The organism is Sphingomonas sp. P2_B6 (genome assembly GCF_056404755.1).
Genome location: NZ_JBFUDK010000020.1, coordinates 42,881 through 54,714, shown reverse-complemented (window position 1 = coordinate 54,714; position 11,834 = coordinate 42,881). Strand labels below are relative to the sequence as shown.

13 protein-coding genes are annotated in these 11,834 nt (G+C 65.3%); 7 read left to right on the top strand and 6 right to left on the bottom strand.

Features of this window, described 5'->3' with window-relative positions; genetic code table 11:
* Positions 1-3: 3 nt before the first annotated feature.
* A complete protein-coding gene (locus tag AC1DX5_RS21830) occupies positions 4-513 on the bottom strand; it encodes a hemerythrin domain-containing protein (protein WP_465172919.1) in 510 nt (169 codons plus the stop codon).
* 322 nt (positions 514-835) lie between these two features.
* Between AC1DX5_RS21830 and AC1DX5_RS21825 the strand changes: the two genes are divergently transcribed.
* The 3 genes from AC1DX5_RS21825 to AC1DX5_RS21815 all read left to right on the top strand — a co-directional run bounded on the left by AC1DX5_RS21825 (position 836) and on the right by AC1DX5_RS21815 (position 3,065).
* Positions 836-1,741, top strand: coding sequence for a phosphatase PAP2 family protein (locus AC1DX5_RS21825; protein ID WP_478017342.1), 906 nt, complete (start codon positions 836-838; stop codon positions 1,739-1,741).
* A 65-nt stretch (positions 1,742-1,806) separates the two neighbouring features.
* Positions 1,807-2,628: an alpha/beta fold hydrolase gene (locus AC1DX5_RS21820; protein WP_478017341.1), complete on the top strand. Its 822-nt coding sequence runs from the start codon at positions 1,807-1,809 to the stop codon at positions 2,626-2,628.
* Complete coding sequence (locus AC1DX5_RS21815; protein ID WP_465172916.1) at positions 2,625-3,065, top strand: cupin domain-containing protein; 441 nt, start codon at positions 2,625-2,627, stop codon at positions 3,063-3,065. The genes AC1DX5_RS21820 and AC1DX5_RS21815 overlap by 4 nt, the downstream gene beginning before the upstream one ends.
* Positions 3,066-3,196: 131 nt before the next feature.
* Here the strand turns inward: AC1DX5_RS21815 and AC1DX5_RS21810 are convergent, their stop codons facing one another.
* Genes AC1DX5_RS21810 through AC1DX5_RS21800 form a run of 3 tightly spaced genes read right to left on the bottom strand, consistent with a single transcriptional unit; the run spans position 3,197 to position 5,498 of the window.
* Complete coding sequence (locus AC1DX5_RS21810) at positions 3,197-4,732, bottom strand: tryptophan halogenase family protein (RefSeq protein ID WP_465172915.1); 1,536 nt, start codon at positions 4,730-4,732, stop codon at positions 3,197-3,199.
* Between the two features lie 20 nt (positions 4,733-4,752).
* Positions 4,753-5,250 (bottom strand): PIN domain-containing protein, encoded by a 498-nt coding sequence (locus AC1DX5_RS21805; protein ID WP_478017340.1) that lies wholly within the window; start codon positions 5,248-5,250, stop codon positions 4,753-4,755.
* Positions 5,250-5,498 carry a type II toxin-antitoxin system Phd/YefM family antitoxin gene (locus AC1DX5_RS21800; protein ID WP_465172913.1) on the bottom strand — a complete coding sequence of 83 codons (249 nt, stop codon included), beginning with the start codon at positions 5,496-5,498 and terminating at the stop codon, positions 5,250-5,252. Before AC1DX5_RS21800 ends, AC1DX5_RS21805 begins: the two co-directional genes overlap by 1 nt.
* A gap of 227 nt (positions 5,499-5,725) precedes the next feature.
* On the opposite strand from AC1DX5_RS21800, the gene AC1DX5_RS21795 reads away from it, so the two are divergent.
* Complete coding sequence (locus tag AC1DX5_RS21795) at positions 5,726-7,102, top strand: cation:proton antiporter (RefSeq protein WP_478017339.1); 1,377 nt, start codon at positions 5,726-5,728, stop codon at positions 7,100-7,102.
* A 68-nt stretch (positions 7,103-7,170) separates the two neighbouring features.
* Positions 7,171-8,385 (top strand): hypothetical protein, encoded by a 1,215-nt coding sequence (locus AC1DX5_RS21790; RefSeq protein WP_478017338.1) that lies wholly within the window; start codon positions 7,171-7,173, stop codon positions 8,383-8,385.
* A 178-nt stretch (positions 8,386-8,563) separates the two neighbouring features.
* On the opposite strand, the gene AC1DX5_RS21785 is transcribed toward AC1DX5_RS21790, so the two are convergent.
* Complete coding sequence (locus AC1DX5_RS21785) at positions 8,564-8,902, bottom strand: hypothetical protein (RefSeq protein ID WP_465172910.1); 339 nt, start codon at positions 8,900-8,902, stop codon at positions 8,564-8,566.
* A gap of 124 nt (positions 8,903-9,026) precedes the next feature.
* On the opposite strand from AC1DX5_RS21785, the gene AC1DX5_RS21780 reads away from it, so the two are divergent.
* Both AC1DX5_RS21780 and AC1DX5_RS21775 read left to right on the top strand, forming a co-directional pair.
* On the top strand, positions 9,027-9,524 hold the full coding sequence (locus AC1DX5_RS21780; protein WP_478017337.1) for a pyridoxamine 5'-phosphate oxidase family protein: 498 nt from the start codon (positions 9,027-9,029) through the stop codon (positions 9,522-9,524).
* Between the two features lie 223 nt (positions 9,525-9,747).
* Complete coding sequence (locus AC1DX5_RS21775; protein WP_465173909.1) at positions 9,748-11,091, top strand: MFS transporter; 1,344 nt, start codon at positions 9,748-9,750, stop codon at positions 11,089-11,091.
* Between the two features lie 116 nt (positions 11,092-11,207).
* Here the strand turns inward: AC1DX5_RS21775 and AC1DX5_RS21770 are convergent, their stop codons facing one another.
* Positions 11,208-11,822 carry a cytochrome P460 family protein gene (locus AC1DX5_RS21770; RefSeq protein WP_465172908.1) on the bottom strand — a complete coding sequence of 205 codons (615 nt, stop codon included), beginning with the start codon at positions 11,820-11,822 and terminating at the stop codon, positions 11,208-11,210.
* Positions 11,823-11,834: the final 12 nt, after the last annotated feature.

The window sequence follows — 11,834 nt, the reverse complement described above, 5'->3', positions numbered from 1 at the left end:
GCGTCAGAGCGTCACCGTTTCCAGCGTCACCGTCTCCGGCTTGGGAAGTCCGGACGCCTTGTAGGTCGCGATCAGTTCTTCCTTGCGCGCGCGGAGCTGGTCGCCCAGCGCGTCCATGTCGAGCCCGGCATGCCGCGCCTGGGAGAACATGCCCTCCATGCGCTTCTCTTCCTCTTCGACATGATGCTCGATCTGCTCGGAGAGCACCTTCACCTTGGCGTCGTAATAGTCGTCGTCGGGGCTGCCCGCCTCGATCTCGGCGATCAGCACCTTGGCGCCGTCATGCTCGACATAGGCTTCCTTGAGCAGGTCTTCCTCGATCTTGCCCTCACAGGCCGGATAGAAGATTTCCTCCTCGATCGTCGCATGCACGGTCAGCTCCAGGCATATCTGCATCGCGATCTTCTGCTTCTTCGCGGGGCTGCTCGCACCCTCGAACTGCTCGAACAATTGCTCGACCGTGCGGTGATCCGCCTTGAGCAGAGCGACCGCGTCCTGTTTCGTTTCAGCCATGAAAACCTCCTGTTTGTCGCTGGATCAACCGCAACGCGGAAGGTTCGTTCCGCGCGCTCGGCCTGTTGCGAGTCGTTAGCGGCCGGGCTTGATTCAGATCAGGCCGCTTGCCGCTGAACGACAAGTCATGCAGACGTCACGGCCCGTTCACGCAATCGACGGCAGATCGCGACGGACGTGAACCCAGATCACCAGGCCCGCCGCCCGCGGCGGCCATTAAGGCACGCGCTTGCTCCATTTCCCCCGATCGACTTTCCGGACCACCCGCCTCCAGAACACCTCACCATCCAGCGCCGCCGCCCATGCTATTCCAGGTACATGGGTGACCGCCGGCACGCTGCTCAGCCTCACCGCGCTGATCGTGCTGATGGCGTGGCAGGGACTCCGGATCGACCCCTGGGCGCGCAGCACGCTCGTCTTCTCCGCTCTGGGTGTCGTTGCCGCTGCCATCCGTTATGCCCTGCGCCACTCGCCCACCAGGGGCCGCCGCATCGCGCGCGACATGGCCGAGTATTTTGGCCTGTTCACCCTGATCTCGCTGATGGGCGCGACCGCGACCTATCCGCTGTCGGCCGGCAGCCATGGCTTCATCGATCCCACCCTGCAGCGGATCGACGCGATGCTGCGCTTTAACTGGATCGCCTGGTATGATCTGGTGGCCGCGCATCGTTCGCTGCAGTTGCTCGGCATCGCCGCCTATCAGAGCATCTTCGTCACGCCCGTCATCCTGCTTGGCTATTTCGCCTGGTATGACCGTCGCCGCGCCGCGCGATCGTTCATTGCCGCTTTCTGGCTCGCCGCGGTCATCTCGCTGATACTGTTCCGCTTCATCCCGGCGGAAGGGCCGCTCGCCTTTCTGTGGCAGGGCCCGATCCCCTATATGCCGGTGAGCGCGCTGTCCGAGGCGCAGATCATCCCCGCGCTGCGCCTGCACGCGGTCAGCCATGTCGATCTGGGCGATCTGCGTGGACTCGTGTCGGCGCCCAGCTTCCACACCGCGAGCGCGGTGCTCTATATCGCCGCGGCCTGGCCGTTTCGCCGGCTGCGCTGGCCGCTCATCCTGCTCAATGTCGCGATGCTGCTGTCCACCCCGGTCGAGGGCACGCACTATCTGTCCGACATGATCGCCGGTGCGCTGGTGGCGCTGGTGGCGATCGTCGCCGTCCGGCAACTGGAAATACGGCGCTCATCCTTTGGGATGATGGATAGTGTCATCATCGCGACCTAGATCGAGCCCATCGCGAACGGATCATCCCGCTCGCGATTGCTTTACCCCCCCGAGGAGACACCGCGATGAGCACGATCACGACCAAGGACGGCACCGAAATCTTCTACAAGGACTGGGGTACCGGACAGCCGATCGTGTTCCATCACGGCTGGCCGCTGAGCTCGGACGATTGGGACGCGCAGATGCTGTTCTTCCTCGCCCAGGGCTACCGCGTGATCGCGCATGACCGCCGCGGCCATGGCCGGTCGAGCCAGCCGTCCTTCGGCAACGAGATGGACACCTATGCCGACGACGTCGCCGAGCTGACCGCCGCGCTCGACCTGAAGGATGCGATCCATATCGGCCATTCGACCGGCGGCGGCGAAGTCGCGCGCTATCTCGGCCGTCACGGCACGTCGCGGGTCGCCAAGGCAGTGCTGGTCAGCGCCGTGCCGCCCGTCATGATCAAGAAGGAGTCCAACCCGGGCGGTACGCCGATCGAGGCGTTCGACGATCTTCGCAATCAGCTCGCCGCGAACCGCGCGCAATTCTACAAGGACGTGCCCTTCCCCTTTTACGGCTTCAACCGCGAAGGCGCGACGATCTCGCAGGGAGTCATGGACCATTGGTGGCTGCAGGGCATGATGGGCTCGGCCCAGGCGCATTACGAATGCATCAAGGCGTTCTCGGAAACCGACTTCACCGAGGACCTCAAGAAGATAGACGTGCCCGTACTGATCCTGCACGGCGATGACGACCAGATCGTGCCCTACAAGGACGCGGCATTGCTCTCGGCCGAACTGCTCCGGCAGCCGACCCTGAAAATCTATCCCGGCTATCCGCACGGCATGCTGACGGTGCATGCCGATGTGCTGAACGCCGATCTTCTGGCCTTCATCAAGGCATGAGCGACGCCGCCGCCCTCATCGCCCGGCTGGGGCTCGAGCCTCATCCCGAGGGCGGCTGGTATCGCGAGACGTTCCGCCAGCCCGCGCCTGCCAACGGGCGTGAGCCCGCGTCTGGCTCTGGCCGCGGGCTGGCGACGGCGATCCTGTTCCTGCTCGACCTGGGCCAGAGGTCGCACTGGCACCGGGTCGACGCGGCGGAGATGTGGCTGTGGCACGCCGGCAGCCCGTTGCGGCTGCTGATCGACGACGGCACGCCGCAGGAGCATCTGCTCGGCGGCGACGTGCTGGCGGGCCAGCTCCCCCAGGCGATCGTCCCGGCCAATGCCTGGCAGGCGGCGGAAGCGCAGCTGGGATGGGCGCTGGTGAGCTGTATCGTCACCCCCGCCTTCGAATTCTCCGGCTTCGAGCTCGCCGCGCCGGGCTGGTCGCCCCGCTGACGCAACACTCGGGTAGCTGGTCTCACGTATCTCCGTTCGGGCCGAGCTTGTCGAAGCCCTGCTCTTTCATTCCGATGTCGCAAGAAGAACAGCCCTTCGACAAGCTCAGGGCGAACGCGGATAGACCGCAGTCAGCCCGCGCCGTTGATCTGCTGGATCAGCGCGCGGTGCGGCGGCAGGTCGAGCGTGGCGCGCTCGCCGAAATTGCGGATGCGGGCAAAGGTCTTCTCCGCCGCGCCGACATTGGGGAAATCGCTCCGGCTCGGCGCCAGGTCCGTCCTGAACTCCATGCCGTACAAGATGTACTGGTAATTGAAGAAGGCGAAGGATTCGAGGTCGAGCGTGAAGTCGAACCGGCCCGGGGGCCGGTGCCGCCACTGGTCGAGCATCTCTGCGAGGCGCTCGGGGATCGAGGCGGGGTCGGCATTGTCGCGCCAGAACGGTTCGCTGCGCTGGCTCAGGCAATAATGCAGCTTCAGGAAATTGACGATATTGTCGTAGCGCGCGGCCATCAACTCGTTGAAGCGCCGCGCCGGCGCATCGATCGGGCCGTTGTGCGGGAACATCTCGGCGATCATGCCGATCGCTGCCTCGATCACCAGCACCCCGGTCGATTCGAGCGGCTCGAGGAAACCGCCCGACAGGCCGACGGCGACGCAGTTCTTCACCCATTGCCGCTCGCGATAGCCGGGCTCGAACAGGATGCGGCGCGGCACGACCTCCTCCGCGCCCGGCCCGATATAGTCGCGCAGGATCTCGGCGGCGCGATCGTCGGACATATGGTCGCTCGAATAGACGCAGCCGATGCCGCGCGCACCATTCAGCCCGATATCCCAGGTCCAGCCGGCCTCATGCGCCGCGGCGATGGTATAGCTCTCGATCGGTGCGTCGGGCCGTTCATAGGGAATCTTGCAGGCGAGCGCCCGGTCGGTGAACAGGATCGACCGGACCGATTTGAACGGGACCTTCAGCGCCCGTCCGATCAGCTCGGCACGGAACCCCGTACAATCGATATAGAGATCGGCGTCGAGCCGGCCCTGTTCGGCGGTGACGACATGGTCGATCGCGCCGGCCGCATCGATCTCGACATGGTTGAGCAGGCCCTGGAGGTGCACCACGCCAAGCTCGCGCGCCCGTTCGGCCAGGATCTTCGCCAGCATCGTCGCGTCGAAATGATAGGCATAGCTGAGCGGCCCCGAGAAATCGCCCTCGCCCGGCCCCTTGGGCCCGCGCTTGGCCTCGGCCACGCGATTCTGGATCGTCATCGCCTCGGCGAAGGGCCGGCGGGTCTTTTCGTCCTGGAGCAGCCAATAGGGCACCAGGCTCACGCCCTCGACATGGAAGGGCGCCTCGAACGGGTGGAAGAAATGGCTGTGCTCGCCGTCCCTGGGCGTGCGCACCCAGTCGACGAAACGGATGCCCTGTTTGAAGGTCGCCGAGGTCTCGCGGATGAACCGGCTTTCGTCGATGCCAATGAACTGGAGTGTGCTCCGGATAGTGGGGAAGGTCCCCTCGCCCACGCCGATGATGCCGATCTCCGGCGATTCGAGCAGCCTGATCTCGAGCCGTTCATTGCCGGAGAGCTCCAGGAACTTGGCGAGATAGGCCGCCGTCATCCATCCGGCCGTACCGCCGCCGACGATCAGGATACTGCGTTTCCGGTTCATGCCGCCTTCCTGCCCCATGATCATGCCCTGACGAACAGGTTTTTGAGCCAGAGCGGCCCAGACTTCGCTGCCTGGCGCCAGTCGCCATCCTCCTCCGCCGCCTCAGCCGTATAGGCCCAGGGATTGATCAGCTTGACCCGGCCCGCCTTGAACGCGCCGGGATGGCGCGTCGCCAGGGTCAGGCCATGTTCGACGGCGGTCGCCGCGAGCAGGCCGTCGCGCGCATCGGCATAAGGCAGTTGCGCGCGCCGCCGCACCACGGCGGTATCGACCGGCAGGATTCGCCCGTCGAAGGCGCCGAGCACCTGATTGTCGATCCATTGGCGGAGCGCCACCCCGGCGACCTTGTCCCGCTGCGCCGTGCGCGCGACGCCGCTATCCAACTCGAGCAGGGTCAGCGCCGAGATGAACAGACTCTGTCGGGCGAGCCCCGTTGCCCAGCTTGCGAAGCGCGGGTCGCTCTGGCCGGCGCGCGCGTTGCGCAGCTCGAAGACCACGCCGGTGTCGAGCAGATACATCAGCCGATCCCCTCATGCCGGCTCCACGCGTCATGCGCGCTGCCCGCCAGGTCGATGTCGGGCAGGCCCGGCATCGCCAGCAGGTCGACGATCGTCTCGGTCTGGCCGGTAAGCTGGCGAAACGCGTCGATGCTCATCAGCACATGGGTCGGCTTACCGCGATCGGTGACGAACACCGGTTCGAGTCGTGCAGCGCGCTTCGCAGCGGTCACATCCTGGTTGAAATCGCGGCTTGAGACGAGCTTCATCGTGCCGATTCCTGTATCTATATCGCTACAATATTCACGCTAACTTGTAGGCACATTACTACTCTGTGGCGACTTCGCAACAACTGGGACGCTCCGACCGGAAAAATGACAGCGTGAGGCATGGGGGACGCATTTTCCGGTTGCGCACCGTACCGGATTTCGCCCCCATCATGAGCAGGCAACAGGAATTGCCGCGGGGAAGAGCCCGGATTTAGGAGGGGAAGTACATGGCTGACGGAGTCATCGACAGCATCCGGTCTACTGTGGGCGGCATCTTGTCAGCCCATGGCCCGGCAACGCCGGCCGCGGCCGCAAGCTATACACCAGGCGATTTCAGCGTTCATTTCTTCCTGCAGCTGGCGGTCATCCTGCTGGCGTGCCGCGTGGTCGGCTGGGCCGGCAAGAAGTTCCTCGGCCAACCCCAGGTCGTCGGCGAGATGATCGCCGGCGTGATTCTCGGGCCGTCGCTGATCGGCCTGCTTTTCCCGGGCCTGCAAGGCGCGATCTTCCCCAAGGAAACCCGCAACGTCCTCTATGCCGGGTCGCAGCTGGGCGTCGGGCTTTACATGTTCCTTGTCGGCACCACGCTGCAACTCGACAAGTTCAAATCCAAGGCGAAGAGCGCCATGGGCGTATCCTTCGCCGGGATCGGCGCACCGTTCCTGATCGCGTTCCTGATCACGCCCTTCCTGCTCACCGTACCCGGCCTGTTCGCGAAGGACATCTCGACCTTCAACGCCACGCTATTCATGGGCGCCTGCATTGCGCTGACGGCCTTTCCGATGCTCGCGCGGATCATCAACGAACGCGGCCTCGCCGACACCTCGCTCGGCACGCTGTCGCTGACCGCCGGCGCGTTCGACGATGCCTGTTCCTGGTGCGTGCTGGCGATCGTACTGGCGACCTTCGGCGGCGGGCCGGGCGTGGCCGTGCTCGCGATCGGCGGTGGTCTCGCCTATGCCGCCTTCATCATCCTGTTCGGCCAGCGCCTGCTGGCGCCGCTCGGCCGCGCGGTCGAACGCGCCGGGGAGATGAGCGTGACCGTGCTCGCCATCACCCTGATGCTGTTCTGCCTCTCCGCCTTCCTGATGGATGCGATCGGCATCCATGCGATCTTCGGCGGCTTCATCCTCGGCGTCGTCATGCCGCGCGGATTGTTCGTCGAGGAGCTCAAGAAGAAGGTGGAGCCGCTCGCCGTCGTGCTGCTGCTGCCGATGTTCTTCACCTATTCGGGCCTCAACACCCGGCTGGACATGGTCAACTCCCCTGCCCTGCTGCTGATCGCGCTCGGCATCCTGATCGCCTCGATCCTCGCCAAAGGTGGCGCCTGCTATCTCGCGGCCCGGATTGCCGGCGAAGACAATCGCACGGCGCTTGGCATCGGCGCACTGATGAACTCGCGCGGGCTGATGGAGCTGATCATCATCAATATCGGCCTGCAAAAGGGCATTATCGGCCCCACGCTGTTTTCGATGCTGGTGCTGATGGCGATCGTCACCACGATGATGGCCGGCCCCCTGTTCGAGCTGGTCTATGGCCGCCAGGCGCGCGCCTCCGGTGAGCTCGGCGCGATAGACGTCGGGCTCGTCGCCAAGCCGGCCTGACCCTTGCCTCCCCTGGAGCGGGCGGCCCACCCCGCCCGCTCCATTTTTTCGAGTTCAAGGATTTGCTCATGAGCAAGACGATGGCGCGGGTCCTCGGGCTCGCGGCGCTGGGAACATGCGTCCAGGCCGCCCATGCCCAGGATGTGACGCTAAAGCCGCTGATCGACGCGCGCCTCCGCTACGAACATGTCGATCAGGACGGCATCGCCGATACGGCCGACGCCGCCACCTTGCGCGTTCGCAGCGGCGTCCAGGCGAGCACCGGCCCCTGGTCGGCCTTGGTCGAGAGCGAAGCGACGATCGGGATTTCCAACCGCTATAATGACGGACTGAACGGCCGGCCGCTGCCGCTGGTCGCCGATCCGCAGAATATCGAGATCAATCGCGCCCAGCTCCGCTACACCGCGCACAAGGCAAGCATCACCGCCGGGCGCCAGGTGCTCGACCTTGCCGACCAACGGTTCGTCGGGCCCGCGCCGTGGCGTCAGAACGAGCAGACCTTCGACGCGGTGCGGGTGACCTGGGCGGGCATTGCCCGGCTCAGCGTCGACGCCAGCTATGTCTGGAGCGTGCGCACCGTGAACGGGATCGACGGCACGGGCGCCCGTCCCACGGCGGTTCCCGGCAGCAACTGGTTCGGCCTGGTCAGTTACACGGCGCCGATCGGCACGCTCACCGGGTTCGCCTATCTCGTCGATCAGGATCTGGCGGCGCTGCAGGGTTTCCGTCTATCCAGCCAGAGCTACGGCGTCCGCTTCGCCGGTAGCCGGCCGATCGGCGCGGGATGGAAGATCGGCTATATTGCCAGCGCCGCGCGGCAGAGCGACTATCGCCGCAACCCGAACAACTATGCCGCCAGCTATTATCTCGCCGAGGCCAATCTCAGCGGCAAGGTGATCGCAGCAACCGCGGGCTATGAAGTGCTGGGCGCCGATCATGGTGCCGCACTGACCAGCTTCCAGACGCCGCTCGCCTCGCTGTTCCGTTTCCAGGGCTGGGCCGGCAAGTTCGGCACCACGCCGCCCAACGGCATCCGCGATCTCTACGGGACGCTCGGCGCCAACTGGAAGACAAAAGGTCCGATCAGCGGCGTCGGTCTCGGCGCGACCTGGCACCATTTCGACAGCGACCGGCTGTCGCAACATTATGGCGACGAGCTCGACCTGCTTGCCCAGGCCAGGCTGAAACGCTTCACCGTCGCGGCCCGACTCGCCCGCTACAAGGCCGACCGGCTCCAGACCGACACGACCAAAGTCTTTCTGTCGGTGGAGTGGGTGCTTTAGGGCGGCGCGCATTACCCCTCCCGTTCGTCCTGAGTAGGGACCGAGGTGCCGAAGGCGTATCGAGGGCCCGTATCGAAGGACAGGTTATCGCGCGGAACCGATACGCCCTCTCGATACGCCGCTACGCGGCACCTCGATGGCTACTCAGGACGAACGGTCAGGTGCTGAGCAGCCTGCCTCAGGCGGCTTCGACCGCGATCAGCGCCTCGACATATTTCGCGTCATTGGCGTGGAACAGCGTGCTCGCGGGGAATTCGCGCTCGATCAGCTTCAGCTCGTTGAGCCCGGCGAGCTTGAACGTGCCGATCTTCTCCTCGCGCGGCGGCTTGCCGTCCTTCTCGACGGCCACGGCGTCGATGAACAGGTCGCCATGCTTCGTGTAGATCACGTGCGGCGCGAGCGTCATGGTGACGCGGTTGTAGGTCGCGACCACGCAGCGCTTGCGCACGATCGCCTCGAAAATGGTCGGGACCGGGCCTGCGGGGGCCGCCTTGTCGCTTTCGATGGGTAGCTTCATGACATAGCCATACAATAATATGCTGCATCGCAGCAAGCACAGATCGATGAATTGTGTGTTTCCATTTTTTGGAACCCCGGCAATCGCCCACCCGTTCGGACATGGCAACATCAAGGAAATCGCCATGCCCGATACGCAGGACATCACCGCCAAGTTCTGGAAAGCGCTCCGCTCCGACATGACTCTGATGCTGGGTCTGGACGGCGTCGAGGACGGCCATGCCCAGCCGATGACCGCTCAGCTGGACGGTGACGAGGATCACGGCCCGATCTGGTTCTTCACCTCGAAGGAAGCCGATCTGACCAAGGAGCTGCGCGAGGGCCAGGGTAGCCGCGCGCTCGCTCATTTCGCCTCCAAGGGGCATGATCTGTTCGCCAGCATCCATGGCAGCCTGTCGCTGTCCGACGACCGCGCCGTGATCGACCGGCTGTGGAATCCGTTCGTCGCCGCCTGGTTCGAAGGCGGCAAGGACGATCCCAAGCTCCAGCTTCTGCGCCTCGACCCCGAGCGCGCGCAGATCTGGCTCAACGGCTCCAGCCTGTTCGCCGGGGTGAAGATGCTGCTCGGCCGGGATCCGAAGCAGGATTATAAGGACAAGGTCGCCGAAGTCTCGCTGGCCTGAGAAACGCGTTACCGGGGCGGCGCACCGGCATCGCCCCGGTTCGAAAAACTTCCCACAGGCGGCAATTTTGTCGCATAGGCGGCCCGTGACGACTCCGCCCCCTCCTCCCGCGGATACCGGTGCCGCCGGTGGCCTTGGCCTGTTCCGCCGCAAGCAGGAGCCCGACAAACACAATAGCGGCGACGGCCTTCCGCTCCCGCGCCGCTATGTCGCCATCGCGGCCATGTCGTTCGGCTCGGCGCTCGTGATCATCGACGGCGGTGTCGCCAATGTCGCGCTGCCCACTATCGCCCGGGATTTGGGTGTTGGACAAAGCGCGATCGTCTCGGTCGTCACCGTCTATCAGGTGATGCTGGTGATGCTGCTGCTGCCCTTTGCGGGTCTCGGCGAACGCATCGGGCTGAAGACCGCCTATCAGGCCGGGCAGGCGATCTTCACCATTGCCACGATCCTCTGTTTCTTCGCCAAGAGCCTGCCCTTCCTGCTCATCGTGCGCGCCGCCCAGGCGATCGGCGCGGCGGGCGTGCTGAGCGTCTCCTCGGCGCTGATCCGCCAGATCTACCCGTCGAACCAGCTTGGTCGCGGGCTCGGCATCAACTCGGTGGTCGTGACCAGTTCGGCGGCGATCGCGCCCACGATCGGCGGCCTGATCCTGTCGGTCGCGCCCTGGCCCTGGGTATTCGCCAGTGCCGTGCCCTTCGCGCTCGCCAGCCTTGCGCTCGGCCGCGCCATCCCCAATCCGCGCGCGCGCCACGCGACGTTCGACATATTCGGCGCGGTGCTCTGCGCGGCAATGTTCGGGCTGATCATCGGCGGGCTGGAAAGCATGGTGCATGGCGACAGCCCGGTCGTCTCGGCGGCGATCGTCCTGGTCGGCGTGCTGGTCGGCATCTATTTCGTCCGGCGCGAACGCGGCGAGCCCAACCCGATCCTGCCGATCGACCTGCTGGTCCGCCCGGTGCTTGCTTTGTCGGCGATCGGCGGCTTCATTGCTTTCACCGCCTCGATGACCCTGCTCATCTCGACGCCCTTCCGCCTCCACGCGCTCGGCTTCAGCGCAGCGGCGATCGGCGCCGCGATCGCGCCCTGGCCGCTGACCAACATGATCGTCGCACCGGCTTCGGGCTTCCTGTCGGACCGTGTGCCCGCGGGCATCCTGGGCGGCATCGGCATGAGTATCTCGATCGTCGCATTGCTGCTCCTCGCCTTCATGCCGGCGGACCCGAGCCTGTTCGATGTCGCATGGCGGATGGCGCTGTGCGGGTCCGGCTTCGGCACCTATCTGCCGCCCAACGCCAGACTGCTGGTCGGCTCGGCCCCGCGCGAGCGCGCTGCCGCTGCCGGCGGCCTGGTGTCGACCGTACGCCTTGCCGGCCAGACCACGGGCGCGACACTGGTCGCGGCACTGCTTGCGCTCGGCATCGGCGAGGGCCGCATCCCGCCGATGGTGTCCGCCGGCCTCGCGATCATCGCCGGCCTGTGCAGCATCGCCCGCCTCCGCCCCTCGATCCGCAACCCGCGCCCCGAAGAGGCCGAAAACGTCCAGCCCGAGGCGCAGAACCGCTAGGGGCTGGCCAGCACCACACCCTCTCCGTTCGTTTCGAGCGAAGTCGAGAAACGTGGCTTGGCGCTCGATCGATGTTTCTCGATTTCGCTCGAAACGAACGGGGTAGTGGTGGCGATCTACGGCTTAGCCGCAGTCTTCTCGTTCGCGAGATAGTTGGCGCTGATCGTCGCATGCGCCGTCGCGACGGGTAGCAGCGTCGGGTAGAATTGCACGAAGGTCGAATCGACCGCCGCATTGGCCTGATGGCAGGCATAGCAGCTCGCATCATAGCCGATCATCGCTGCGGGCTTGGTGCCGTCGAAGCCGAAAAAGCCCCAGCCGCCCTTGAAGCGCTTGCGGTCATGGACATGCACTTCCACCGCCAGCGGCGCGCCCGACTGAAAGGCGCCGCTCCTGTTGATCGATCCTTTCGAGGTGCTGCCGCGAATCTCCAGCACCAGCACCGTTCCCTCGGGCCAGTGCCCGGTCTTCAGGAATGCGGCATGCGCCTCCGGATTGACGAAGACATTGTCGAACGGCCCCTCGGGCGAGGCGGCATTGGCCGAGGCGTTGTAACTCATCGCATGGCCCGAAGTGACAAAGGTCCAGCTGCGATATTCGGCCGGAAACAGCATCTCGCCCTTGTCGTTATAGTGCGCCGCCGCCGCTGCCTCGGGCGCCTTGGCCGGCGCTACCGACATGGCGAACAGCGCCGCCGCGCCCGCTGGAACCAGATATCGCCCGAACCCCATAAAACCCCTCGC

Bases quoted from the DNA above. Each gene is read 5' to 3' on its own strand.
- AC1DX5_RS21815 (WP_465172916.1), top strand. From the start codon at position 2,625: ATGAGCGACGCCGCCGCCCTCATCGCCCGGCTGGGGCTCGAGCCTCAT.
- AC1DX5_RS21805 (WP_478017340.1), bottom strand. From the start codon at position 5,250: ATGTATCTGCTCGACACCGGCGTGGTCTTCGAGCTGCGCAACGCGCGC.
- AC1DX5_RS21770 (WP_465172908.1), bottom strand. From the start codon at position 11,822: ATGGGGTTCGGGCGATATCTGGTTCCAGCGGGCGCGGCGGCGCTGTTC.
- AC1DX5_RS21790 (WP_478017338.1), top strand. From the start codon at position 7,171: ATGAGCAAGACGATGGCGCGGGTCCTCGGGCTCGCGGCGCTGGGAACA.
- AC1DX5_RS21830 (WP_465172919.1), bottom strand. From the start codon at position 513: ATGGCTGAAACGAAACAGGACGCGGTCGCTCTGCTCAAGGCGGATCAC.
- AC1DX5_RS21795 (WP_478017339.1), top strand. From the start codon at position 5,726: ATGGCTGACGGAGTCATCGACAGCATCCGGTCTACTGTGGGCGGCATC.
- AC1DX5_RS21775 (WP_465173909.1), top strand. From the start codon at position 9,748: ATGTCGTTCGGCTCGGCGCTCGTGATCATCGACGGCGGTGTCGCCAAT.
- AC1DX5_RS21780 (WP_478017337.1), top strand. From the start codon at position 9,027: ATGCCCGATACGCAGGACATCACCGCCAAGTTCTGGAAAGCGCTCCGC.
- AC1DX5_RS21800 (WP_465172913.1), bottom strand. From the start codon at position 5,498: ATGAAGCTCGTCTCAAGCCGCGATTTCAACCAGGATGTGACCGCTGCG.
- AC1DX5_RS21810 (WP_465172915.1), bottom strand. From the start codon at position 4,732: ATGAACCGGAAACGCAGTATCCTGATCGTCGGCGGCGGTACGGCCGGA.
- AC1DX5_RS21820 (WP_478017341.1), top strand. From the start codon at position 1,807: ATGAGCACGATCACGACCAAGGACGGCACCGAAATCTTCTACAAGGAC.
- AC1DX5_RS21785 (WP_465172910.1), bottom strand. From the start codon at position 8,902: ATGAAGCTACCCATCGAAAGCGACAAGGCGGCCCCCGCAGGCCCGGTC.